Source organism: Alteromonas stellipolaris (genome assembly GCF_001562115.1).
Taxonomy (GTDB): Bacteria; Pseudomonadota; Gammaproteobacteria; order Enterobacterales; family Alteromonadaceae; genus Alteromonas; species Alteromonas stellipolaris.
Window position 1 is genome coordinate 2,043,152 of record NZ_CP013926.1, and the last position, 24,547, is coordinate 2,067,698.

Annotated in this window: 21 protein-coding genes; 9 read left to right on the forward strand and 12 right to left on the reverse strand. The window is 44.4% G+C overall.

All coding sequences use genetic code 11. From position 1 onward, the window contains the following. Positions 1 to 10: 10 nt before the first annotated feature. The 3 genes from yciH to pheA all read left to right on the forward strand — a co-directional run bounded on the left by yciH (position 11) and on the right by pheA (position 2,701). Entirely contained in the window at positions 11 to 343 is a 333-nt protein-coding gene (gene yciH / locus AVL57_RS08665; RefSeq protein WP_057792988.1) for a stress response translation initiation inhibitor YciH, read from the forward strand. 43 nt (positions 344 to 386) lie between these two features. Further along, positions 387 to 1,187 carry a response regulator gene (locus AVL57_RS08670; protein ID WP_057792990.1) on the forward strand — a complete coding sequence of 267 codons (801 nt, stop codon included), beginning with the start codon at positions 387 to 389 and terminating at the stop codon, positions 1,185 to 1,187. 332 nt (positions 1,188 to 1,519) lie between these two features. Continuing rightward, complete coding sequence (gene pheA, locus AVL57_RS08675; RefSeq protein ID WP_057792992.1) at positions 1,520 to 2,701, forward strand: prephenate dehydratase; 1,182 nt, start codon at positions 1,520 to 1,522, stop codon at positions 2,699 to 2,701. 94 nt (positions 2,702 to 2,795) lie between these two features. Here pheA and AVL57_RS08680 read toward each other — a convergent pair whose 3' ends face one another. The 4 genes from AVL57_RS08680 to AVL57_RS08695 form a co-directional block, all read right to left on the reverse strand. Next, the gene (locus tag AVL57_RS08680; RefSeq protein ID WP_057792994.1) at positions 2,796 to 5,120 is read right to left on the reverse strand and encodes a methyl-accepting chemotaxis protein; all 2,325 of its coding nucleotides are present in this window, start codon (positions 5,118 to 5,120) and stop codon (positions 2,796 to 2,798) included. A 191-nt stretch (positions 5,121 to 5,311) separates the two neighbouring features. Beyond that, positions 5,312 to 6,457, reverse strand: coding sequence for a bifunctional chorismate mutase/prephenate dehydrogenase (tyrA, locus tag AVL57_RS08685; RefSeq protein WP_057792996.1), 1,146 nt, complete (start codon positions 6,455 to 6,457; stop codon positions 5,312 to 5,314). A gap of 43 nt (positions 6,458 to 6,500) precedes the next feature. After that, positions 6,501 to 7,592 carry a 3-deoxy-7-phosphoheptulonate synthase gene (locus AVL57_RS08690; protein ID WP_057792998.1) on the reverse strand — a complete coding sequence of 364 codons (1,092 nt, stop codon included), beginning with the start codon at positions 7,590 to 7,592 and terminating at the stop codon, positions 6,501 to 6,503. Positions 7,593 to 7,841: 249 nt separating this feature from the next. Continuing rightward, complete coding sequence (locus AVL57_RS08695; protein WP_057793000.1) at positions 7,842 to 8,471, reverse strand: trimeric intracellular cation channel family protein; 630 nt, start codon at positions 8,469 to 8,471, stop codon at positions 7,842 to 7,844. A gap of 118 nt (positions 8,472 to 8,589) precedes the next feature. On the opposite strand from AVL57_RS08695, the gene AVL57_RS08700 reads away from it, so the two are divergent. Further along, positions 8,590 to 9,270, forward strand: coding sequence for an alpha/beta hydrolase family protein (locus AVL57_RS08700; RefSeq protein WP_057793002.1), 681 nt, complete (start codon positions 8,590 to 8,592; stop codon positions 9,268 to 9,270). 22 nt (positions 9,271 to 9,292) lie between these two features. Here AVL57_RS08700 and AVL57_RS08705 read toward each other — a convergent pair whose 3' ends face one another. The 8 genes from AVL57_RS08705 to AVL57_RS08735 form a co-directional block, all read right to left on the reverse strand. After that, complete coding sequence (locus tag AVL57_RS08705; protein ID WP_057796263.1) at positions 9,293 to 10,132, reverse strand: alpha/beta hydrolase; 840 nt, start codon at positions 10,130 to 10,132, stop codon at positions 9,293 to 9,295. Positions 10,133 to 10,230: 98 nt separating this feature from the next. After that, positions 10,231 to 10,365 carry a hypothetical protein gene (locus tag AVL57_RS21410; protein WP_257721355.1) on the reverse strand — a complete coding sequence of 45 codons (135 nt, stop codon included), beginning with the start codon at positions 10,363 to 10,365 and terminating at the stop codon, positions 10,231 to 10,233. A gap of 362 nt (positions 10,366 to 10,727) precedes the next feature. Beyond that, positions 10,728 to 11,087, reverse strand: a complete 360-nt coding sequence (gene rplS / locus AVL57_RS08710; protein WP_013784897.1) for a 50S ribosomal protein L19 — start codon at positions 11,085 to 11,087, stop codon at positions 10,728 to 10,730. Positions 11,088 to 11,105: 18 nt separating this feature from the next. Then, positions 11,106 to 11,867, reverse strand: coding sequence for a tRNA (guanosine(37)-N1)-methyltransferase TrmD (trmD, locus tag AVL57_RS08715; protein ID WP_082604946.1), 762 nt, complete (start codon positions 11,865 to 11,867; stop codon positions 11,106 to 11,108). Next, on the reverse strand, positions 11,868 to 12,389 hold the full coding sequence (gene rimM / locus AVL57_RS08720) for a ribosome maturation factor RimM (protein WP_013784899.1): 522 nt from the start codon (positions 12,387 to 12,389) through the stop codon (positions 11,868 to 11,870). Positions 12,390 to 12,413: 24 nt separating this feature from the next. Beyond that, on the reverse strand, positions 12,414 to 12,665 hold the full coding sequence (rpsP, locus tag AVL57_RS08725; RefSeq protein ID WP_013784900.1) for a 30S ribosomal protein S16: 252 nt from the start codon (positions 12,663 to 12,665) through the stop codon (positions 12,414 to 12,416). 201 nt (positions 12,666 to 12,866) lie between these two features. Then, a complete protein-coding gene (locus AVL57_RS08730; protein WP_057793004.1) occupies positions 12,867 to 14,177 on the reverse strand; it encodes a M20/M25/M40 family metallo-hydrolase in 1,311 nt (436 codons plus the stop codon). Between the two features lie 208 nt (positions 14,178 to 14,385). Next, positions 14,386 to 15,045, reverse strand: a complete 660-nt coding sequence (locus tag AVL57_RS08735) for a DsbA family protein (protein WP_082604947.1) — start codon at positions 15,043 to 15,045, stop codon at positions 14,386 to 14,388. Positions 15,046 to 15,193: 148 nt separating this feature from the next. Between AVL57_RS08735 and AVL57_RS08740 the strand changes: the two genes are divergently transcribed. The 5 genes from AVL57_RS08740 to nhaD all read left to right on the forward strand — a co-directional run bounded on the left by AVL57_RS08740 (position 15,194) and on the right by nhaD (position 24,524). Further along, the gene (locus tag AVL57_RS08740; protein WP_057793006.1) at positions 15,194 to 16,471 is read left to right on the forward strand and encodes an O-acetylhomoserine aminocarboxypropyltransferase/cysteine synthase family protein; all 1,278 of its coding nucleotides are present in this window, start codon (positions 15,194 to 15,196) and stop codon (positions 16,469 to 16,471) included. Positions 16,472 to 16,929: 458 nt separating this feature from the next. Beyond that, positions 16,930 to 18,690 carry an ABC transporter transmembrane domain-containing protein gene (locus tag AVL57_RS08745; RefSeq protein WP_057793007.1) on the forward strand — a complete coding sequence of 587 codons (1,761 nt, stop codon included), beginning with the start codon at positions 16,930 to 16,932 and terminating at the stop codon, positions 18,688 to 18,690. 131 nt (positions 18,691 to 18,821) lie between these two features. After that, the gene (locus tag AVL57_RS08750; RefSeq protein ID WP_372620357.1) at positions 18,822 to 19,868 is read left to right on the forward strand and encodes an efflux RND transporter periplasmic adaptor subunit; all 1,047 of its coding nucleotides are present in this window, start codon (positions 18,822 to 18,824) and stop codon (positions 19,866 to 19,868) included. Further along, positions 19,861 to 22,980 (forward strand): efflux RND transporter permease subunit, encoded by a 3,120-nt coding sequence (locus tag AVL57_RS08755; RefSeq protein ID WP_057793009.1) that lies wholly within the window; start codon positions 19,861 to 19,863, stop codon positions 22,978 to 22,980. The genes AVL57_RS08750 and AVL57_RS08755 overlap by 8 nt, the downstream gene beginning before the upstream one ends. Positions 22,981 to 23,279: 299 nt before the next feature. Then, a complete protein-coding gene (nhaD, locus tag AVL57_RS08760) occupies positions 23,280 to 24,524 on the forward strand; it encodes a sodium:proton antiporter NhaD (RefSeq protein ID WP_057793011.1) in 1,245 nt (414 codons plus the stop codon). The last annotated feature ends 23 nt before the right edge of the window (positions 24,525 to 24,547 follow it).

A 24,547-nucleotide genomic window follows, 5' to 3' on the forward strand; every position in this document is an offset into this window, starting at 1 on the left:
AGAGGATAAAATGCAAGATTGGCAAGATGCACTGCTGGTATACAGTACCGATACAGGTAAAGTTAAACCTTCGCCTAAAGAAGCAAAGCGTTCCACTTCCGACGATGGTATTGTTCGCATACATAGAGAAACAAAAGGCCGCAAAGGGAAAGGCGTGTCTATAATTAAAGGGCTTGATTTAGCTCCCGATGCGTTAAAAAAACTTGGCACTGAATTAAAAAAGAAGTGTGGCTGCGGTGGCGCGGTTAAAGATGGACAAATTGAAGTTCAAACGGATGACCGCGAGAAGTTAAAAGCTTTGCTGCAGGATAAGGGCTTTAGCGCTAAAATTGCTGGGGGTTAATTTACCCCCTTACTTTCCTTGAAAATACCAAAAAGAGAACGGAATGGAAAAGCTGTCAATTTCTGATTTACATATCATATTAGTTGAACCCTCTGATACGCAGAGGAAGATTATTACTACTCTATTGTTGAAAGAAAAGGTAAAGGAAATTGATCCTGTTAGTACCCTTTCTGAAGCTATTTCGGCGGTTAAAGCGCACGGTGCAGACCTTATTGTTAGCGCGATGTATTTCGAAGACGGCACAGCATTAGATTTGATCAAGTTCATTAAAGAAAGTGACGCTTTTAAATCTATTCCATTCATGTTGGTCTCAAGTGAGAACAGAATAAGCAAGTTGGAAGAATTTAAACAAGCCGGTGTTTCAGCCATTCTTCCTAAGCCTTTCGAGCCTCTTCATTTGTCTCGCGCGCTTAATGCTAGCCTTGATTTAATTAATCACGACGAACTTGAACTCGAGCTATTCGATATACACGATGTGAGGGTACTGCTTGTTGACGACAGTAAATTAGCGCGTAATCACATTCGTCGTGTACTTGAGGGTATGGGACTACAGCGAATTAAAGAAGCTGAAAATGGCGCGATGGCACTTACCTTTATAAAAGATGAAGCCTTTGATTTAGTGGTTACCGATTACAACATGCCTGAAATGGATGGCCGAGAGCTGTCTGAGTTTATCCGTTTCAACCCAGAAACTACGCATATTCCTATCATCATGGTAACGTCTGAAGCAGCCGACAGCGCTCATATGGCCAATATTCAACAGACCGGCGTGAACGCGTTATGTGACAAGCCATTCGAACCTACAGAAGTTCGACAAATGCTTGCAGCCTTATTAGGTAACTAAGGCAGCAAGTTATTAAGAAACACCCCATATTGCCTAAAGCAGTAAGCTCATACTATGTCAGTGACTTGCTGCTTTAGGCTGAACTCACAATTCGCCTACCCCTTCTACCAACATCTATCAAGCCCTCCCCCCTATAAATATTAGAAGCAATGTAAAAACAGGTTGACACTGAAAGGCTGTACGCATAAAGTCAGGCGTATGAAACAGAATAATATACATGCAGTAGCTATCTTTTTTGCGTTTATGCTCTTTAAATAGGGAGGCGCAGCTACATGCATAAAAACCTCCCTCAAGGGAGGTTTTTTTTTAGCTAATACGATAAGTGGAAAACTATGTCTGATAACGCCTTAGATGCTGTAAGAGAGCGCATAACATCTTTAGATAGCGAACTTCTAACCTTGTTGGCCGAGCGCCGTGTGCTTACCAATGAAGTCGCTGAAACTAAAATTAAGCACCATATTCCAGTTCGGGATCAGAAACGTGAAGAGCAACTGCTTGTTCGCCTAATTAAAGAAGGTAAGGACGCAGGTCTTGACCCTCACTACGTTACCCAGATATTTCACGTCATCATTGAAGATTCAGTGTTAAACCAACAAGCAATGCTTGCTGAACGTGCCAATCCAGGTAGTACGCTTCCTCTTAATCGTGTGGCTTTCTTGGGCGATAAGGGCTCTTATTCGTACCTTGCTACCCAGAAGTACTTTTCTAGACGCCCAGGTGAACTGCTTGAAATAGGTTGTCAGAGCTTTAGCGAAATTATTCAGAAAGTAGAGAACGCAGAAGCCGACTACGCTGTGCTGCCTATTGAAAATACAACGTCAGGCAGTATTAATGAAGTGTATGACCAACTTCAACATACTCACTTAAGCATTATTGGCGAACTTACTCACCCTATTCGTCATACCTTGCTTGTTGGTGCTGACACGACGGTAGATAAAATAAAAACCGTGTACGCGCATCCACAAGTATTCACACAATGCAGCCACTTCCTAGCTGAGCTTGGCAACATTGAAGTGAAAACCATGGACAGCACGTCATCGGCTATGTTGACCGTGAGTGAGTTACAGCGAGATGATATTGCAGCTATTGGCAGTGAGGCTGGTGGAAACCTTTATGGCCTTACTGCAATAAAGAGTAACTTGGCCAACCAAAAAGAAAACCATAGCCGTTTCATTGTGGTTGCACGTAAAGCGGTAGTGGTACCACTTCAAGTTCCGGCTAAGACTACATTGGTAATGTCTACGGTTCAAAAGCCTGGCGCGTTAGTTGAAGCGCTTTTGGTGCTAAGTGAAAACAATATTAATATGACGAAGTTAGAGTCTCGTCCTATTCCTGGTAACCCTTGGGAAGAAATGTTTTACATTGATGTGAAAGGCAATGTGGAAGACGGACCTGTGCAAAATGCCATTGAAGCCCTTCGAAACATCACTCGCTATATTAAAATATTGGGCTGCTATCCTAGCGAAGAAATCAGCCCTACAAAAGTAGCGGCAGCAAGTGCATTAGCGGAGTAACGCGGCACTCGTATTCAACTTAACACCACGCACCTCATGACTTTTTTGTTTGATGGTGCGTGCCTCTTTTTTCTCTATCCTGTACTCGTTATCGCTACACTTTATATCTATCGACTTGAGACTGCATTGCCTGAGCAACTTCAGACAAGAATTGCGTCCTTTTTGAAATAAAATCGACTTCGTGCTCTATCTTCTCAGACATAGTAGAAATTTCGAGAATATTTTGATTCACACTTTCGGTCACGGTCGCTTGCTCTTGTGTTGCTGCGGCTACCGTATCTGCCATGCCTTGCACTTGTTCAATCACCTGCATAAGCTCCTTCATTGCAGTGGCAAGTAAATCAAACAAATGTATTCCACCATCCGCCGTTGTTTTAGCTTTTTCCATTTCAAGCACTGAGAGTTCAGACGACTTAATCATACTGTTTACAATGCCGCCGATTTTGTCAGTACTTGATTGCGAGCGAGTAGCTAGCGCTCTCACCTCGTCGGCCACTACGGAAAAGCCCCGCCCAGCTTCGCCAGCTCTCGCCGCCTCTATCGCAGCATTTAGAGCAAGTAAGTTAGTTTGATCGGCTATAGAAGTAATATCGCCTAATAAGTCATTGATGCTGCCAACTTCAGTATTGAGTGCGTTAATAACTTCACTAGAGCGTGAAAGCAAATCTACCATTAGCTGAACATTGTTAGAGGCTAAATCAGCACGTTCTATATTTTCTTTAAGCCCACTCATGGCCATCTCACCTTGGTCGCGTGTACCCACTGTAGTTCTAGCAACGTCTGAAACCGATACCGAAAGCTCCTCTACAGAGGATGCAACACTACTACTTTGCTCTCTTTGGGAATGGACAGCAGTCAGACTTTCACTAACCGTCTCAGTAAATTCCACCGTGGTTTGTGTGAGTACTCTCGCATCAGCCTTAAACTGTTTCACCAATGCATGTATCTGGTCAATGAACGCATTGAAAGGAGAGATAACATCGTTAATTTCAGCAATTGGCGATGCTTCTAGTCTAATAGTCAGGTCACCAGAACCATTAGCTAAATCATCACATGCAGATTTTAATTTCGTAAGGGGAGAAACCAACACATTTGCAAGTCGAAGGGCAACGGCTATTGAAACGACAATTAACACACACGCTATGCCTAAAACCGTAAGTAGTAGGGTGCGTTGGAGCTTGGTTAACGGTAAGAGGGCTTCTTCCACATCAATTTCAGCTAACAGTGCGTAGGTATAACTACCTAATTTTATAGGGCTATAATAGGAATACACTTCAACACCACGATAGTCTTCAACAGTGGTAAAGCCAGTTTTAGATTCAAATGCCTTTTTCACTGAGGGGGACTCAACTTTTTGAATGCCAACACTTGTCCCTGCCCTTTGAGCATTGGTCGCTACAGACGGGTAGCGTTGTTTGATAGCATCACTATACCCCTCTGGGTCTTCAACAAAAAAACGGCTTTCTGTCACTAAAAGAGATTCAGGTGAAACCAGATAAGTTTCCCCTGAATCGCCAAATCCTCTCGCCTTCCAATCAGAGTCATGGGTAAGAATATTGCTAACAACATCCAACGGAATTTGAAAAATGAGTATGCCTAATAGATTGCCGTTAGTATCTACAATTTGGGAGCCAAAGAAACCCGCCATTGCGTTATAAGAAGGCAAATAACTGGTTAACTCACTAATGACGACTTCATCGGAGGCAGGACTTTGCATAGCCAAGCTGAACGCTTCGCCAATACCCGTATCAGCGTAAGGCCCTGACTTGAGGCTTGTAGCAAAGTCGAGCTCTTTAAACACGCTGTACACGATATTGCCAGAATCTGGATCGACAATAAAAATATCGTAATAGTTGAAGGTTTGTAAAAAACTGCGAATTTCTTCATGGTACTGCTCATGAATGTCAGCGTATGTCGTACCGTTATTCAAACTAACTAAGGTGTCTTTTTCACCAATGTTATAGGTTGAGCCTGCAATAAAGTCGTACTGTAGCTTCTTCGTAACTAAGGGTAAACTTTGATATAAATTTTCTACGTTGAGTAAAGGCTGGTTATTACGTTGTTCATATAAATCTGCGAAAGCAACAGAGTAATAATTGCTTAACTTCTCACTTTGCCCACTACTATAAGCATCTAATTCCGCATTATATTGATTGAAAGCCTGTTTAAATCTTGGTGTGGATTGGGTGATAATCGATGATTCAGAAAAATTGCTTATCTGCTTGCTCACGAAATCAACGTAATCTATAAACGCTTCTTTAGTCTGCACATTCTGCAACACTAACTTATCTTCTGCGGCTTGTTCTAATGCGCTTTTCGAAAGGTTGTTTGCTGTCCAATAAGTAGCAAACGCAAGTATTATTATGACCCCTATAGTAAGCATAGTTGTCGATAAAAGAAGGCGGAATTTTAGAGACATTGACTAATCCGTTAACGTTTTGGGAGGTGTCGCGACAAATTTAAAGACTAAACATAGAAGAAAAATATCAATTCATCCTCTCAACTATAGTCTAGATTTTTGCTTACCAGTAACGTTCTCGCTTAAATCAAAATATCCCTTTTAAAAATGACTCCACCTTCTAATCAACTACTTTTAAACGTTTTCGCGAATCAAGGCTTTCTTAGTAATTTGCCATCGTCAGCTTTCAATAACAGTTGTTTACTATCGACTAGGCATGTTTTTGCATAGCTGCCAAACCAGTTCCCTATGGTGAGAAACTGTTTAATGAACGCTTTTTTATCACCCTTTTCCAACACGTTTAAGGCTAGACCGAAACGGTCATAGAAACGTCGGAGCAAGGCAAAGTTTTCGGGGTTATTGAAAATAATATCGGCATACAACTCGGGGGCTTGTGCGAACAATCGCCCAACCATAGCTAACTCTAACCGATAGATAGGCGAGCTAAACATGGTGAGGGATTCAAGATCTGGATCTTCTCCACGCAAATGCTCACCATACACGAAGGTGTTGAAGTGGCGCATTACCTGAATATAAGCCATAGATTTATCGTGCTCTTCGGCGGTACTGTTGTGAATAGTTGCCCCCCAAATTCGCATTTGATCAATAAGCCAGCCATAAGCGCTCTCATTACGCCCCTCACACACCACCACAACTTGCTTGATCATACCTGGTGCATCAGGACCAAACATAGGGTGCAAGCCAACGACGGGCCCCTTGTGCACTGCCATCATGGCTTCAATCGGCTTAACCTTAATACTCGTGATATCAGCGAGAATACAGCTTTCGGGTAACATAGAGAGCTGACCTATCACCTGTTCAGTAAGGTTAATAGGCACCGCTACCACAGCTAATGCCGCGGTTGAAAGCACGGCCGCTGCGTGGCCACTTTCCCAGTCTTCTCTCTCTACTACAGAAACAGAGTAACCGCTTCGCTCGAACAAGCTTACGAATATTTTACCCAGTGCACCTGCTCCACCAATTACCACAATGGTACCAGCGTCAGCATTAACCCCTAGGTATCGATTATTTTGCGTATGATATGACTCGCGCATGATGCGACGAAGTAAATCTTCTGTAAGATCAGGAGAAACGCCTACGGCTTCGGCCTGCGCTCGTCGTGAAGCAATGAGTTCTTTTTCTCTGGAAGGTACATATACAGGCATGCCAGCTTCGGCTTTTACCTGACCCACTTTTGTAGTGAGTGCATTACGTTTAGCGAGAAGTTCAACGAGCTGGGTATCCAGCTCGTCTATTCCTTCACGCAGCGTATCTAATTGCTGCGAAAAATCGGCCATTTAGTATGTCCCTCAAATCAAATGGCACTGGCTACCTTACCCGTTAGGCAACATCGGTGCGCTTATTTTGACGTAATGGTAGCACAGTTATTAATTTATCTCTGGTTTGGGCAATAAGCGATTCTGTTGTTTCCCAGTCAATACAACCGTCGGTTATAGACACACCGTATTCCATTTCGCTTAGTTTTTTGCCATCAGACTTTTGGTTACCGGCTTTTAAGTGGCTTTCTAACATCACGCCAATAATAGACTGATTACCTTCTAGTATTTGATTTACTACATTTTGTGCAACCAATGGCTGACGACGGTAATCTTTTGAGGAGTTAGCATGGCTACAATCGACCACTAAGCCTGCTGTTAGCCCTGCTTCTTGCATTTCAACTTCACACTCAGATACACACACCGAATCGTAGTTAGGTTGTTTGCCGCCACGTAAAATAATATGGCCATCTGGGTTACCACTTGTCGCGATAACACTTACTTGACCTTGCTTATTAATACCCATGAAGCGATGACCTGATGCTGCTGACTTAAGCGCATTTAGGGCTATATCTAAGCTGCCATCAGTACCATTTTTAAAACCTACAGGCATTGAAAGACCACTGGCCATTTCACGGTGAGTTTGTGATTCAGAAGTACGAGCACCAATTGCAGACCAGCTGAATAACTCTGCTAAGTACTGAGGACTAATTGGATCTAGCGCTTCAGTCGCTACCGGAAGTTCGAGTTCGGCCAACCAAATCAATAATTCACGGGCTTTACGCAGGCCAGCTTCAATATCGAATGTGTCGTTAATATGAGGATCGTTAATTAATCCTTTCCAACCCGTTGTGGTGCGTGGCTTTTCAAAGTAAACACGCATCACTATGAATAAAGTATCTTTGCATGATTCATGCAGTTCTTTTAACTTAAGCGCGTATTCTTTAGCTGCTTCCACATCGTGAATAGAACATGGCCCACATACTACCAACAAACGATGGTCACGGCGGTGAATGATATCAGAAACAATTTTGCGAGAATCTGAAATGGCAGCAAGTGCTTTTTCTGAGGCAGGCAACTCAGCACTTAATGTTTCTGGCGTAATAAGTACATCTTCTGCACTTACGTGGATATTATTTACAGTGTCCTTGATCATGGGGCTCTCTTAACTACTAAAAAACGGAAAAAATGAAACGTCAAAAGAGTTATATTTTCGCGTGTAAACTTAAATGTACAACAGGCATTTTCTAATTTTCTTTAACGTCATTGACTTTTTAACAACAAACGAATAGGCAAGCAAGCATTAACGTATAATACTTTGCTTTAAGTTAAAGAAAAACGCTTTTCATATGACGATCGGTCAAGTTCACACCTGTTTAGTTCACTTTTCAACCAAAGGTGAGTATTAGCTTTTCGGCGTGTAGCCCTTCTTAAATATGTTAGGTTTCCAGCCCCAATGTAGGGAACCTAGACGAATAAACACGGTTGTTAGTAGTGAACCTAAAATACACCATGCATAGGGCGCATCTAACGTAAACAAGGCGGCATACGCCAAACCTCCAGAAAGACACGCTGTAGCATATAGGTCGCCACGCATAACCAATGGAACCTCTCGACAAATGACATCCCTTAGTAGACCGCCAAATATGCCTGTGGTCATGCCCATGGTTAGTGCCACTATCATACCAGTGCCTTCTATCAGCGCTTTTTCCATGCCCATGATGTTAAAGATGGCTAGCCCTGCTGCATCCATCAAAATAAAGTAATAGTTAGATAGTGGCGGTAAATAGCGGATGGATAAAACGGTGAGTATGACTGCGCCATAGGCAGAATATAAATAAGAAGGCGTTTCCACCCAAAAAATAGGTTGGGTAAGCAATAAGTCTCTAATGGTTCCCCCGCCTAAGGCAGTCACACTTGCCACTACAACCACGCCAAAACCATTGATACTTTTTTCATGCCCCATTAGTGCGCCCGATACCGCAAAGAACGCCACACCAAATAAACCTAAAAATAGAAAGTAATCCGCTGTCATCCCTGTCTCATTTGCGTATTTGTCATAGGTTTTATTCTGAAAATAGTCGAGTACAGATCGTTAATTTACAAATTTCGTGTCAGTATTATTGTTTCAAACATGCAAACCTATCTTTTACATGAAATTTATACTCATTTTATTATCAATTGTTACCGGTGTTACCGCCTGCGCCGCGCAACGCGACTATGCTTTCCCCAATAACATAAACACTGCCGAACACTACGTTTTCTATTCCCATGGTTTCATTGTAGAGGGTGATGACCCAACACCCATTCACCCTCGGTGGGGTGTATATGATTTCCCGAGTATTCAAAAAGCACTTGATGACGATAGCTATACTTTAATAGCACACCACAGACCAAAGGGCGTAAGCCCAATCGACTATGCGAAACGCCTTGCCGGAGAAGTTCAACAACTTATCACTTTAGGTGTTCCCCCAGAAAACATTACCCTTACCGGCTTTTCCCGCGGCGGCGCTATTACTATATTGGCAGCAAACGAGTTAAAAAACGCTAAGGTCAATGTTGTGATTTTAGCGGGCTGTGCAGGGTTAATTAATCGAAAGCGCGATATTCAGTTATACGGCCGCGTGCTTTCAATTTATGAAACTTCTGACGATGTTGGCTCGTGCAACCTGTTAGAAGCACGCAGCCCTATGCTTAGAGAATTTAAAGAGATAGCCATTTCAACCGGTAAAGAACATGGCGCGTTTTATCGCCCAATCGATGAATGGCTTGTACCGCTAAAACGCTGGATTAACGATTCAGTTAGCAAGCCTGAGATTAACAAGAATGAATAACGGTTAGGCGACAATAGCTGTCTTACTTTTTCTGACGACTTCCGTAGAGCCAATCTAACCCCTGAATAGCGGTGGTGGGAAATGTCGTAGCGTGGGTGGCCTCATCAATCAGTTTGAACTTGAGATTTATCTGCTGCTCACTCTGCTGCATTATTTTTTGAGCCAGCTTTTGTGCACCTTCAACCATATCTTGCCTTTCACCATATTCAGGGCGCTCTAACGCCCCCACGGCTAGATAAACATTTACAGGTGTTTTGGCGGGTACGACTGCTTCAGACAAAATGGCATTGTCGCAAAACCACACCGATGGGCTACCAATAATGTAACTACTAAACATATTTGGGCGAGTAAAAAGCACATAGGCACTAAATAGCCCGCCTAAGGAATTTCCAACTAACGTTCTAGGCATCCCCTCCACGCGATAGTTATTTGAAATATAGGTGAATACTGTGTCATTGATAAAGTCAGCATGATGCGCTGCTTTGCCCGTTTCCAGCTTCCAGTCTTCAGCATGGTAAGGGGTATAGTCGCGAACACGACTTGCGGCGCCCTTAGACCCTTTCGAGTAGGATATGGCCACTATAATAGCCTGCTCCATTACACTACTGTTCATGGGAAACCGTGTTACCCCTGACACGACCTGAAATGCATAAGAACCGTCCAACAAATAAATCACTGGGTAAGATGCTTTAGGGTTCGCTCGGTAGCTTTTTGGCAACTTGATAAAAATGGGGTAAGTTCGGTGAGATTTATGGTCTTGAAGCTCGACAACAGTACTTCTAGGTATTGTGAATTCAGTGTCTGCACTAGGCATCGTACTAGGCATGGTACTAGGCATGACACTAGACACGGCACTAGGCATGGCACTAGACACAGCACTGAAAGCTAACACTATTAATACCCAGAAAAAACGCGATAGCATATGGCCACTCATTGTTTTAATTAACTATTTTCAACATATTATCTCGCAAAGGTGCATTGAGCAATTGTGCTATCGTCAAGATATGGGGTGTGGGTGTCGGTGAAGGTGCCAATGACCTTCCTGCGCATGGATGCGCTGGCAGAGCCCCCATAGATGGGTTTACGGCTTGTCATCGGCACTATTCTTCAACTCACCTAACATGGCTATAAAGTGCGACCGGAGGGATGCGGTGTTGGGCTCTCTGACCTTCCAGCGCAGGATGCGCTGGCAGAGCCCCCATAGATGGGTTTACGGCTTGTCATCGGCACTATTATTCAACTCACCTAATATGGCTATAAAGTGCGACCGGAGCGATACGGTGTAGGTGCTGATGACCTTCCTGCGCATGGATGCGCTGGCAGAGCCCCCATGGATGGGTTTACGGCGAGTCATCGGCACCTACACCGCATTTCTCCCCGCTTTTATTACAGGCACAAAAAAGCCCGCTAATAAGCGGGCTCTTTCGAAGTTAACAATAACGCAAGGATTAGTAATCTTAGTTAAGCTTTTCTTTGATACGTGCAGATTTACCTGAACGTTCACGAAGATAGTAAAGCTTAGCACGACGAACCGCACCGCGGCGTTTAACTTCAATTGAAGAGATAGCCGGGCTGTGTGTTTGGAACACACGCTCAACGCCTTCGCCGCTAGAAATCTTACGTACGGTAAAAGACGAGTGCAGACCACGGTTACGCTTAGCGATAACAACACCTTCATAAGCCTGAAGACGCTCTTTGTCACCTTCGGTAACGCGAACTTTAACAACTACTGTGTCACCCGGGCCGAACCCTGGAACATCAGATTTAAGCTGTGCTTGCTCAATTTTCTTGATGATATCTTGACTGACTTTGCTCATCATATCCTCTCGTCCTAGTTAACTGTCATCTCGCTGCAACTGCGTTTGGAATATTTCCAATAACCGCTGCTGCTCCTCAGTCAGAGCTAGGTGATTTAACAAATCAGGGCGACGCAGTAAGGTTCTACCCAAAGACTGCATTAATCGCCACTGCCTAATTTTTTCATGATCACCACTTAACAACACTTCAGGCACCGATTGACCATCTAGTACTTCTGGCCGCGTATAATGCGGACAATCCAGAAGACCATCGGTAAAGGAATCTTCAACTGCTGAAGCTTTATGCCCCAACACGCCGGGAACTAATCTAGCAACTGCGTCCATTAAGACCATTGCCGGCAGTTCACCGCCACTTAGAACGTAATCACCAATGGAGACTTCTTCATCTACATGGCTTTCGATTACGCGCTCATCAATTCCTTCATATCGACCACAGATTAAAATCGTACGGTCAATTCCAGCAAGACGTTGAACGCCTGCTTGGTCAAGGGGTTTCCCTTGGGGTGATAAGTAGATCACGCTACTGTTTTCGCCACCAACTTTCTTGGCAGCTTGTATTGCGTCGGTAAGCGGTTTAACCATCATCAGCATGCCGGGTCCGCCACCATAGGGGCGATCGTCAACTGTGCGATGGCGGTCATGGGTAAAGTCGCGGGGGTTAAAGGTATCAACCGATAATTTTCCAGACTTAACAGCCCTGCCGATTACACCCTGTTGGGTAAATGGCGCGAACATATCTGGAAACAGGCTAACCACCCCGAACCATTTTTCCGGTGTCACTTAAAACCCCGGGTCCCAGTCAACTTTAATGACCTTCGCTTCCCGATCAACCTCTTGTACAACGTCGTCGAACACAAAAGGTATTAATCTTTCTTTTTGACCAAAAGCATCGCCTACATTAGCTTTAACGTGAACCACGTCATTGGCACCTGTATTAAATACTTCTTTCACCACACCTAAGTCGTAACCTTGCGTAGTTACCACTTTCATGCCAGTGAGCTCGCGCCAATAAATGCCATCGTCCCCTAAATCGGGAAGTTGCGAAGCGCTAATGTTTATATCCAAGTTTTTAATGCGTTCTGCATCATCTCGGTTATCCACACCAACAATCTTTGCTACCAGGCCTTTACCATGCGTTCGCCATTGGTCAATTTGGTATTCGTTTTCTTCGCCAAGAAACCAAGGCAAGTACTCAAAAATACCTTCTGGTGTTTGTGTATAGCTGTTGATTTTGACCCAACCTTTTACACCGTAAGGTGCACCGATTTTGCCAACAACCACAATGTCAGACGCTAAACTCATCTATACTCACCAGTTAATTGCAACTTACGCTGCAGATTTTTTAGCTTCTTTTACCAAGCTAGTTACGCGCTCAGATAAGCTCGCGCCAACACCAACCCAGTAATCAACACGTTCTAGGTCAACGCGTAAACGCTCTGCTTGACCTTGTGCTGTTGGGTTGAAGAAACCAACGTTTTCAATAAAACGACCGTTTCTTGCACGACGGCTATCAGCCACCACTAGTTGATAAAATGGACGCTTTTTCGCGCCACCACGCTGTAAACGAATAGTAACCATAAATGCCTCAAACTCGTTGTAGCGTTACCGTTAACTTAATCCTTCTTTAGACGCTTATAAATTGAGCGCCTAAGAGAAGGCCGCCGAATTATACGGATATGGGCTGTGAATGCAAGTATAAATGCGGGTTAAATAGGGATTATGCATCCCTATTTATTATTTATTGGCTATTAGTGTGGAAGGAGTAAAAATTTCGCTTGCTTATAAGGCCTTAGCTTCCCCTAAACGATAGAGTAAAATAGCCGCTTTATGCATGTTTTGCGCAAAGGTGGACATGTCGGCCACTTCATCCTTTGTATGTCCGCCATCGCCCATCAAGCCTAGGCCATCAATTGCCATGTCTACATGATCTGCTGCAAATGAAATATCAGCGGCACCTGCGTTTCTTGGGTTAACCGGCGCTACAGGGCCATAACCTAAAGATTCACTCACATCGCTATACATCTTTAACAGTGCATAGTTTTGGTCGGTAGGTGCCATTGGCGGATAACCATCGGCAAAGGTTAATGTCGCAGAGGTATGCGCTAGGTTGTTCGAAGCCACTTCCTGCATAACCTTTTTAGCTTTTGCCAACTCGTCGGCGGTTAATGTGCGAATGCCGCCTTTCACGGTAACTTCTTTTGCCACCACATTGGTTTTACCAAAGCCTTGTACGATAGAATTCTCGGGTTGTACTTCAACTTCAGTACCACCCGCTATTAACCCAGGGTTAAAGGTAATATTACCAACGCCCGCTAACTGTTCGCGAAAACTATTTAAAATACGAGCCGTTTCAAATATTGCACCATAGCCCACATTGTCGGTGAATATTTGTGATGAATGCGCAGGCTTGCCTGCAACATCTAACTGCCACCCTATTGAGCCGCGACGTGCAACCACCGCCGTTTTAATATCGCCATCGGCATCTTCAAACCCTAGCGCGATATCTGCCCATATTGCTGCATCAACTAAAGCTTTCTTAGATAGTGAAAGTGGGCGGCCACTACTTTCTTCATCGCCTGTCATCACTACTTTAATACTGATTTTATCAAGTAAATCTAAGGCTTTCAGCGCTTGCAGTGCCGCAATAATAATCACATCGCCGCCTTTCATATCGGTGATGCCAGGCCCTGCAATATGGGTGTCATCAACGACACTGTAGTGCTGAAATGCATCATCTTTAGCAAATACTGTATCTAAATGGCCTATCATCAGAATCTTTGGCCCCGAATTGCCATAGCTGGCCACTAAGTGCCCAGCCCGATTAAATTCACTTCCATCAACCCACTGGGTATCAAACCCCATTGCATCGAACTCGGCTTGATAAATAGCCCCTACTTTTTTGACTCCGTCGAAATTCATGGTGCCACTATTGATATTCACCGTTTTTTCTAACAGCGCTTGGGATTGGGTGAGGTTATCATTAATATGCTTTGTAATTTTCTGCTCGGTGGCAGTATTAGCCATACTGGTTTGGCTAAACATGAATAGCATGCCAACGAACAAGGTGTTGAATTTGATTCTTTTGATCATGAATTTTCTCTTATTTATTATCATTTAAGGCTTGAATAGAAACAGGAAGAATAATGAGAGTAAAACGGGCGTTCTGTAATGTCTAGTGCGACGAAAAAAGGGAATGTTAGTGAATAATGTTTAATTAGAAGCCGCTAAAAATGCGTAAACAGTTTTGCGACATGGGCCCAAGTTGACCCATGTCATATGAGAGTTTTATAGCTGTAGTTTATAAACCTAACTGAGCCAACGTTACATTCGCATCGTTATAATCAAGGGCAATAAATCGATAACCTGATTCATTTTTTAAAATTAAGCTGGGAAAGCCCTGGGCGCCAATAGCTTGCCCCATGTTTATTTCTTCTATTAATGTTCGTTGAGTTTCTGCGCTGTTTAAGTCTTCTTCGAATTGCTCTGGGTTTAATCCTAACTCGCTGGCCAGTTCAATCAACGTACTGTCATTGGACGGATTCATGGCGCGAAGATAGTACCCTTGTTGAATAGCATTTATCATCGATTCTTCTTTACTGGCATCTTGATTTCTTGCAGCAATTACCGCACGGCATGACGGATAAGTTGAGCGTCGTGGCTCGCATTTTTCCCAAAAATCAAAGTTGAATGTGGTACCCGGCACCCGCTGCATAATGGTTTTCCAATATCCGCTGATGGCAGCTTGCATAGCACTTGGCATGGGTTCGTTAGAATCGGGCGCTAGCCCGCCTAATACATATCGCACCTCTATGTGATCTGGCAGGTTTTGTTTTATGGTGTTCCATACTGGTACAAACGCCCAGCACCAACTGCACATGGGGTCGTGCACGTAGTAGAGAATAGATTTACTACCTTGCTGTGTTACTTGTTGTCTGGGCTGATGCACTGGCTTTTCCAAAACACTCTCCTACATTTAATTAACAAATAAATTTTTAATACTTCACAAGTAAAGATTTTTGGATTACCTTGATCAAAAGCTTTATAGACGTCTAACCATCTAAACATCTAAACGCACAAAATATGAATTAACTTTTAAGGTATGTTCAATGAAACCAGAAACCATTGCATTACACGCAGGCTATACTAGCGAAGAAACTACAAAAGCAGCAACTACTCCTATTTATCAAACCACATCGTTTACGTTTGATAATACGCAACATGGTGCTGATTTGTTCGACCTTAAAGTGCCAGGTTATATCTACAGCCGCATAATGAACCCCACCAATGCTGTGTTAGAGCAACGTTTAACTGAATTAGAAGGTGGTGTTGGGGCATTAGCGGTAGCCTCTGGCATGGCCGCTATTCGCTACGCCATAGAAGCTATCGCAGAAGTCGGTAGCAATATTGTAAGTGTTGGACAGTTATACGGCGGCACCTACAACCTTTTTGCCCATACTTTTCCTCGCCAAGGTATTCAAACTACCTTCGTACAAGCAAATGACTTCGACGGCCTTGCTGCTGCTATTGATGAAAATACCAAAGCGGTATTTTGCGAGTCTATTGGTAACCCTGCAGGAAACGTTGTTGATATTAAACGTTGGGCCGATATTGCACATGCCGCAGGCGTGCCGTTAATTGTTGATAACACCGTTGCCACCCCTATTCTTTGCAAGGTGTTCGATCACGGTGCAGATATAGCCATTCACTCCCTAACCAAATATATTGGCGGTCACGGCACTACCGTGGGCGGCATTATTGTTGATTCAGGTAACTTTGACTGGGCTGCCCAGCCAGAACGATTCAGTATGCTGACTACACCCGATCCTAGCTACCATGGCGTTACTTACACAGAAGCACTTGGCCCAGCTGCTTATATTGGCCGTTGCCGCGTAGTGCCTCTGCGTAATACAGGGGCTGCACTTTCAGCACAAAGTGCGTTTAATATTATGCAAGGTTTAGAAACCTTATCGTTACGGATGGAGCGCCACTGCGAAAACGCAGAAAAAGTGGCTGCGCTTCTTGAAAAGCACCCTTCAGTGAATTGGGTTAACTATGCGGCTCTGCCTGATAGTGAGCACTTCGACACCTGCCAACGCATTTGTGGCGGTAAAGCGGCCGGTATTATTAGCTTTGGGATTCAAGGTGGATTGCCAGCAGGCGCTAAGTTTATCGACGCCCTACAGCTAATTCTACGCTTAGTTAATATTGGTGATGCAAAGTCTTTAGCCTGTCACCCTGCTAGCACTACACACCGTCAATTAAATGCTGATGAGCTTGCATCGGCCGGCGTTAGTGAAGATATGGTTCGTATTTCGGTAGGTATTGAACATATTGACGATATTATAGCTGACATCGAGCAAGCCCTCATTGCTAGCCAAAGCTGAGCGCTTGAAGCTGCTAAGCTAAGCGCTAAAAGCTTTTAAGCTTTTAAGCTTTTAAGCTTTGCACTTCAAAGTGCTTGATTACATATAGGTACGTCGGGGTTCCAAATTATAAATGGAACCTCAGACTTTTGTTTTTACTTTGAACCCAGCCGTTTTCTACTCTTGTTTTTTCTTTTCTAAAATCTTTTCTTTTTTAGCTATTTCTTTGCGACTTCCGGCTTCTCTTACAAATTTTTAACCCGGCCCGCGTAAGTCAGGCCCAAGTCAGGGCAAGCCAGGTTCCACCCACCTGATTTACTGCAACTGTAGTCGCATGAATAAATCAACTTTTCCTAATTCAGCGTATAGTCATAACAATTAATCGTTCTCGGCTTCTGTTCGAACGCATCAATAGCGCAAATTAGATACGGTTTTCCGTAGCATCGCTTTATCCTGTTGAAAATTTAAAAGAGGTTATTTTGGCAACACCGTTAAATGAAGTGTCAACAAAACAAGTACTGCAGTGGATAGGTTCACACTTAAGCCAATACAAAAAACGTGTCGCTGGGGCCATTGCCGCCTTGTTTACTGCCGCTATAGCATGGTTAATGTTAGGACAAGGCATTAAATACGCTATCGATAGCGGCTTTGTAGAAAGCGCTTCTGAAACCTTAAACCAAGCCACGGTTATTGTATTGGCAATAACGCTGATTGCGTGCATTGCGACCTATGCCCGCTTTTACTTGATGACATGGTTGGGCGAGAGAGTCAGTGCCGATATTAGAAATCAGGTTTACTCTCATTTGCTCTCACTTCCTCCTTCATTTTTCGCAGAGCTTAGAACCGGTGAGGTTATTTCTCGCTTCACTAGCGACACTACGGTAATTCAAACCGTGGTAGGTATGAGCCTCTCTATGACACTTCGCTCGGTAGTAACATTTATTGGCGCGTTAGTGTTGATGGGTATATCTAGTCCCCTACTTACTTTTTGCGTCATCATCGCTGTACCTGCTGTACTAGTACCCATAAAAGTTTTAGCACCACAAGTACGCAAGTTCGCTAAAATCAGCCAAGATAAGGTGGCAGATTTAGGCTCTCACATTGATGAAAGCCTGCATGAAATTATGACGGTTCAAGCGTACACCGCAGAAGACAAAGAACGCGCTCACTTTTCTTCACGAGTAGAGTCGGCGATGAATGCAGCTAAACATCGTATCCATTATCGGTCTTTATTAATTGGCTGCATTATGTGCTTAAGCATGACAGCGATAATATTTATTGCGTGGGTAGGCGCACGCCAAGTTTTAGAAGGCAAAATGACCGTTGGGGAATTGTCCGCCTTTCTATTTTATGCGGTGATGGCAGGTGGCAGTATCGCTACTGTGAGTGAAGTGATTGGTGAAGTACAACGAGGCGTAGGTGCAAGTGAACGCCTTTATCAGCTACTGAATGCAACATCAGAAGTGACCTCGCTGTCTGAACACTCCGCTTCATCGCAAGTACCTCAGGTAGCGCCTGCTATTGCGTTTAAAGATATGAGCTTTGGCTACCCTGGTACTAAGCCATTATTTGACAATCTAAACTTAAATATTAAAGCCGGTGAGAAACTTGCGTTGGTAGGGGCGAGTGGCGCTGGAAAGTCATCGCTATTCCAATTACTTATGCGTTTTTACGACCCCACTAACGGTGAAATTACGTTCGATGACACGCCCATTATAGGCATGCCGCTAAGCTGCTTGCGCCAGCATATCGCCATTGTTACCCAAGAGCCTGTGGTATTCGCCAGTAGCGTAATGGAAAACATTCGCTACGGTAGCCCCAAGGCAAGTGACGATGAAGTAATGAGTGCAGCCAAAAAAGCCTTTGCTCATGAATTTATCGATAACCTAGAAAACCGCTATCACACTCAGTTAGGTGAGCGTGGCATCAAGCTTTCTGGCGGGCAGAAACAGCGTGTCGCCATAGCCCGTGCAATATTAGCAAATCGCCCTATCTTACTTTTAGATGAAGCAACAAGTGCGCTAGATGCCATGAGTGAACGTATGGTTCAACAGGCAATGAATCGTTTAATGGAAGGCAAGACCAGTATTGTTATCGCACATCGCCTTGCCACCGTTCAGCATGCAGATCGCATTGTGGTAATGGATAAAGGCAAAATTGTCAGTATCGGAACGCATGCACAATTAATGAAAAGCGATACCCTGTACAGGGAATACGCTGAACTGCAATTGCTTAGCTAAGCTGCCTATGGTGCTATAACACTAGAATTTTGCTTGGGTTAAGTGGCAAAAAAAGAACGCGAAAACAGCCACTAATTATCGTTATTAGAAAAAATATAAAACTAAAAGATTTCGGAAAAAAAATGACAAATATGATCTCCCGATACGCGAGGGTATCGGCGTGCTGTGTAGTATTGGCACTCACAAGTGTACCGGCTTACAGCCAATTTATGGGTGACAAACAGGCTAAGTTAGTCGTGACTGAGCCTGTCTCTTTTATGTATGAAACCCGAAAAGTGGAGGCTGTGGGTAGTGCCGAGGCGCTTCGCTCCATTGCACTTTACCCCGCCGTTGCCGATGAAGTCATCGAAGTCAATTTTGTTCCTGGCCAACTTGTTGAAGCTGGGAAAGTATTAATAAAGCTAGATAATCGTCGCCAGAAGAATGCCGTTAAGCGTGCTGAGCTAACATTAAAGGATGCACAGCGTACGCTTGATAGACTTATCACCAGCCATGCCCAAGGCGCAGTGCCTATCAGTGAACTTGACCTTGCCCGCACTCAGCGTGACTTAGCCGAAGTGGCTTTGGAAGAGGCTATTGTCGACTTAGATGACCGTTTTATAAAAGCACCTTTTGACGGCGTTGTCGGCATTACTGACATTGAAGTAGGCGACCGAATTAACGAGCAAACGTTAATCACTACGCTTGACCACAGAAGCAAGCTTTACATTAATTTCAAAGCCCCAGAAGCGGCATTACCTGTGCTGATGAACGCGCCCGATGTGACATTGGAACCTTGGAGTGACCGTGAAGTGTCCATTAAAGCCGAGATTGCACAAATTGACTCGCGCATTAACGAAGCAGATCGTACCTTGCGAGCCCGCGCACTGTTAGACAACTCAGCAGACAAATTTCGCCCTGGCATGAGCTTTCGGGTGAATTTAAGCATTAAAGGCGACCGTTATGCAGCCATTCCAGAAGCCGCATTACTATGGGGTGCCACTGGCGCATACATTTGGCTTGCAGAATCTGGAAAAGCGAAACGGGTTGATGTGAATGTTCATCAACGTTTGCGTGGCGCGATTTTAGTGTCTGGCGCCATTAGCGAAGGCGACACGTTAATTGCTGAAGGTGTACAACGCCTTCGAAATGGACAAGCGATTACGACGGAATTGGTTGGGGGCCCCGCCAATGAGTAACGCGCCGGTAACCAATGACCTTCCCTCTTTATCAATTCGACGACCGGTACTCATTGTTGTTCTTAACTTACTTATTGCAATTGCTGGTTTATCGGCACTAAGTGCACTAGAAGTTCGAGAACTTCCCGATGTAGATACGCCAAGAATTACGGTTACCGCCACTTACCCTGGTGCATCACCGGAAACCGTAGATGCAGAGGTTACCAGTCGCCTAGAAGGCGCGGTAGCTCGTGTTAGCGGCGTAAAAAATATTTCCGCACAAAGCGAAGAAAATTCAGCACGTATAAGGGTAGAGTTTCGCGCTGGCGTTAACTTAGAAGATGCCGCTAACGAAACCCGAGAGTCGGTGAGCCGCGTTCAGCGACAGCTACCGGATGATGTCGAAGAGCTTGCGATTATTCGCGCAGACAGTGATGCGCAAGCGGTGGTAAGCCTTGCGATTTCAAGCGACACCTTAGACATGGAAACCTTAACTGAGCGTGTTGACACCGATGTGGCTCCGCTTTTTTTGAGCATTCCTGGGGTGGCCGATGTCAGTATGAGTGGCGACAGAGAACGTGTACTTAGGGTATCCGTTGACCCACTTCGTTTAACCAGCTTTGGGTTATCGATGGCTGAAATTGCCAGCGCACTAGCGCTAGCCCCTTTTGATGTGCCCGCAGGGAGTATTCAATCTTCCGACCAAGCCTTAATTGTGCGCGCCGACGCTACATCAGTTAGTGCTGAAGATGTAGGTAATATTGTTGTTTCAGGTGATATACGAATCGGCGACGTAGCCAGTGTGTATTTTGGTCCTGCCGATTCCAGCAGTATGGTTCGCCTTGATGGCCGCCCGGTTATTGGTTTAGGCGTTATCCGCCAAGCCAGTTCAAACACCATTGAAATTTCAGATGAAGTGCTTTCTATGGTGAAAGACTTAGACAAACGCTTTACGGATATGAAGATTGTAGTGACATCTGACGACGCTGAATTTATTCGAGACTCGGTAAAAGAAGTGGTGGTATCGCTGAGTCTTACCGTGGCGTTAGTTGTTCTCACTTTACTCGTGTTTATTGGCTCTTGGCGAGCCACTATTGTGCCAGCCCTGAGTATTCCTGTCTCACTGGCCGGCGCGCTAGGTATTATTTGGGCCATGGGCTTTTCAGTTAACATTCTAACCTTATTGGCGTTGGTACTTGCCACAGGCATGATTGTTGATGACGCCATTGTGGTATCTGAAAACATTCAGCGCAGAAGAGCCATGGGGCTTGGTCCTCGGGCAGCAGCGGTTATTGGTACTCGTGAAGTATTCTTTGCGGTTATTGCTACCACGGCAGTATTAGCCTCGGTGTTTATACCCATTGCATTCCTGCCATCTACCGCAGGACGCTTATTTAGAGAATTCGGCGGCGTGCTAGCTGGGGCAGTTATCATATCTTCGTTTGTTGCTTTATCGTTAGTACCCGCGCTTACCGCTAGGCTTTCGAAAAAGCAATCTACGAAGTCGGGCTTTTTCGATGCCACCTTTGGCCGCTTCGGTCACGCCTGTTTACGTTTGTATCAAAAGTCACTGGTGTTTGCGCTAAAATACGCATGGGCGGTAGGCATAGTAAGCTTATTGGCTGGCGGTGGTGCGTACTTGCTGGCAAAGAATATCGATAATGAATTAATGCCAAGTGAAGATAGAGGCACAATTCGTATATTTGCTCGCGGGCCTGATGGTGCAGGCTTGAACTTCATGGACCGACAGGCCGAGAAGATGGAAGAAATGCTATTCCCTTATGTAGAAAACGGCACCATCGACTCAATTTATACGGTGGTGGGGCAATGGGATCCTAATATTGTATTTATTACGGTTCCGCTTAAGCATTGGGATGATCGCGACAAGTCGTTACAAGATATCGTGGGTGAAATTCGCCCTGGCTTGCAAGCCATTCCAGGAGCGCCGGGCAATGCCTTTGGCGGAAACAGCCTTAATTTACGGGGTCAAGGTGGTGGTTTAGAACTGGCACTTACTGGTGATACCTATGAAAATATTCATAAAGCGGCGTTAGCGTTTGCTATCGAGATAGAAAATGCGTTACCTGAAGTGGGTAGACCGCAAATTAGCTACGACCCTACTCAGCCTCAAATGCGAGTTAATATTGACAGACGTCGTGCAGAGGAATTAGGTGTACCACTGCCTGATATTGCCAGCGCCCTTCGCGCTGCGGTAAATGGTGATGATATTGCTGATTTAAACGTGGGTGACCAAGCCATTCCCATCATGCTACAAACCAATAATAGAAATTCTATTAACCCCTCAGACCTTACTAATCTGTATGTGAAAAGCAGTACTGGCAACCTGGTGCCATTATCCAGTGTCGCATTTATTACTGAAGAAGGTGTGGCCGCTGAACTTGAACGCCAAGCGCAGCGCCGTGCAATTAATATCGAGATGGATTTGCCGGAAGACTTAGCGTTAAGTGATGTAGTAGACAGCATTCGCGAACTTGGTAACGAAACGCTACCCGATGGCATGGGATTAGTATTCTTAGGTGAAGCACAAACCTATGAAGAAACGTCTAAGCAAGTCGCCCTAACCTACGTACTCGCATTTATTATTGTACTGCTAGTGTTGGCAGCGCAGTTTGAAAGTGTGAATTCTGCCGTTGTGGTAATGTTAACGGTGCCCTTCGGTATTGCTGCGGCTATTTATGCCCTGTACCTAACCAGCACAAGCATTAACATTTACTCGCAAATTGGCTTGGTAATGCTAATAGGACTATTGGCGAAAAATGCCATCTTACTTATTGAGTTTGCCGATCAGTTACGGGATAAAGGCTATAGCGTTTACGATGCCATTATAGAAGCGGGTCGCGTTCGTCTTCGCCCAATCATGATGACATTGGTGTCCACTATATTAGGCGGCTTGCCTCTGATACTTTCAACAGGCGCAGGTGCCGAAGCGCGAAATGCGATTGGTTGGGTTGTCTTTGGTGGACTAGGTATTGCGGTGGTCTTTACCTTATACCTAACGCCAGTGCTATATCTTGCATTAGCAAGATTTACTAAACCTCGCGCCGATGAAAGTCAGCGGTTGGAGGGAGAGATGCGAGACGCTGAACTGCGCGAAGAAGCTAGTGTAAGTTAAGGCCTACTTAGAAGGCGTAAATACCCGCTTACTCCTTTCTGCTTCTAATATTCCTTTAAAGCCTCGTTTTTAACGAGGCTTTTTTATACTTCAGTAGCTGATACACGCAGCGCTATTTTGTTGGCATCATCATTATAACTATCATCAACCTTGCACTTTCTTCACTGATAGCAAAAAGTTATCACCCTGATAGTTAAAATATCGCATAAAATAGTTCATTCATGCCCATCTCACTGTTTATTTCATTTCCTAGCTCTTACAATCCGCGCGAATAAAAATTGCTGTTAGGAACTGACACCATGTTAGACGTGGCACTCATTGTCATCGCCATTCTTGCACTACTGTGCGTTATCTTTGAAGACCTCATTCATGTAGACAAAGCCAAGACCACCCTTTTGCTAGGGACTATTTCTTGGTTACTACTATTTATATTTTCCTCTTCTATTTCTCAGACTGAGCACATCAACAACGCGTTAATGAGTAACCTTACCGAAATTTCCACATTGTGGTTGTTTTTGGTGGCAGCGATGACCTTCGTGGCGTATTTAAACCGGAAAGGTTTAATTGAAAATGTAATGAATATTGTGATGCCCGAGAAAATTAGTTTGAAAGCATTACTGTTTTTCACTGCTATTTTCAGTTTTTGCTTCTCCTCATTAGCCGATAACATTACGGCAACTCTGGTATCAATTGCGTTAGTGCTATCTTTGGGCTTGCCATTAAAACAGACTATCCGTTTTTCCGTTCTGGTGGTGTTTGCTGTCAATTCAGGTGGGGTCTCATTGATTACCGGCGATGTCACAACCTTGATGATTTTCCTGCAACACAAAGTGTCTATTACCGAACTTCTCATGCTGATTGGCCCATCGTTTGTCACCGTGATGTTGCTAGCTGCATTACTGAGTATTGGTATTACTGGGGAAGTAAGAATTAAAAAGCAGCGAAATGATATTGCATCGGTGGATTACATCATTGCCGCCATATTTCTTGCTACCATACTATTTACATTGGCCGCCAACGTCATATTTTCCATTCCGCCGGTTCTTAGCTTTTTAACCGGTATGGCAGTCATGTTTATGGTGGCAACGCTCTACGGGAAACATAACGACAACGACCCCATACTCGACTACATTCGGTACATTGAATTCGATACCCTGCTGTTTTTCTTAGGTGTGCTGCTCCTTGTAGGCATGTTGGAACATATTCACGCCCTTAATGGCTTTATGTATTTATACGATTCACTGCCTGTGAGTGTAGCCAATTACCTAATGGGGATAGTGTCTTCCATGATAGATAACGTACCGTTAACCGCAGCGTTATTAAAAGCTGATATCGCAATGACGACACCCGAGTGGTTATCGTTCACTTATGCGGTGGGTGTGGGAGGCTCTTTATTAGTAATAGGATCTGCAGCGGGTATTGTGGCCATGAGTAAGGTGGAAGGGCTAACGTTTGCAACCTTCTTACGTTACTCTGGCCTATTACTACTTGCTTATAGTGTTGGCTACGCCATGGTATTACTGTTAGCGAATGCGCTGTACTAGCAAAGACAAGTATTGAGATCACT

Excerpts from the sequence above, each read along its gene's own strand:
- rpsP (WP_013784900.1), bottom strand. The coding sequence starts at position 12,665 with ATGGTTACTATTCGTTTACAGCGTGGTGGCGCGAAAAAGCGTCCATTT.
- AVL57_RS08750 (WP_372620357.1), top strand. The coding sequence starts at position 18,822 with ATGATCTCCCGATACGCGAGGGTATCGGCGTGCTGTGTAGTATTGGCA.
- yciH (WP_057792988.1), top strand. The coding sequence starts at position 11 with ATGCAAGATTGGCAAGATGCACTGCTGGTATACAGTACCGATACAGGT.
- AVL57_RS08670 (WP_057792990.1), top strand. The coding sequence starts at position 387 with ATGGAAAAGCTGTCAATTTCTGATTTACATATCATATTAGTTGAACCC.
- AVL57_RS08680 (WP_057792994.1), bottom strand. The coding sequence starts at position 5,120 with ATGTCTCTAAAATTCCGCCTTCTTTTATCGACAACTATGCTTACTATA.
- AVL57_RS08695 (WP_057793000.1), bottom strand. The coding sequence starts at position 8,471 with ATGACAGCGGATTACTTTCTATTTTTAGGTTTATTTGGTGTGGCGTTC.
- AVL57_RS08705 (WP_057796263.1), bottom strand. The coding sequence starts at position 10,132 with ATGCCTAGTGCCGTGTCTAGTGTCATGCCTAGTACCATGCCTAGTACG.
- AVL57_RS08730 (WP_057793004.1), bottom strand. The coding sequence starts at position 14,177 with ATGATCAAAAGAATCAAATTCAACACCTTGTTCGTTGGCATGCTATTC.
- pheA (WP_057792992.1), top strand. The coding sequence starts at position 1,520 with ATGTCTGATAACGCCTTAGATGCTGTAAGAGAGCGCATAACATCTTTA.
- AVL57_RS08740 (WP_057793006.1), top strand. The coding sequence starts at position 15,194 with ATGAAACCAGAAACCATTGCATTACACGCAGGCTATACTAGCGAAGAA.
- rplS (WP_013784897.1), bottom strand. The coding sequence starts at position 11,087 with ATGAGCAAAGTCAGTCAAGATATCATCAAGAAAATTGAGCAAGCACAG.
- AVL57_RS08690 (WP_057792998.1), bottom strand. The coding sequence starts at position 7,592 with ATGATCAAGGACACTGTAAATAATATCCACGTAAGTGCAGAAGATGTA.
- tyrA (WP_057792996.1), bottom strand. The coding sequence starts at position 6,457 with ATGGCCGATTTTTCGCAGCAATTAGATACGCTGCGTGAAGGAATAGAC.
- AVL57_RS08700 (WP_057793002.1), top strand. The coding sequence starts at position 8,590 with ATGAAATTTATACTCATTTTATTATCAATTGTTACCGGTGTTACCGCC.
- AVL57_RS08755 (WP_057793009.1), top strand. The coding sequence starts at position 19,861 with ATGAGTAACGCGCCGGTAACCAATGACCTTCCCTCTTTATCAATTCGA.
- nhaD (WP_057793011.1), top strand. The coding sequence starts at position 23,280 with ATGTTAGACGTGGCACTCATTGTCATCGCCATTCTTGCACTACTGTGC.
- rimM (WP_013784899.1), bottom strand. The coding sequence starts at position 12,389 with ATGAGTTTAGCGTCTGACATTGTGGTTGTTGGCAAAATCGGTGCACCT.
- AVL57_RS21410 (WP_257721355.1), bottom strand. The coding sequence starts at position 10,365 with ATGACAAGCCGTAAACCCATCTATGGGGGCTCTGCCAGCGCATCCATG.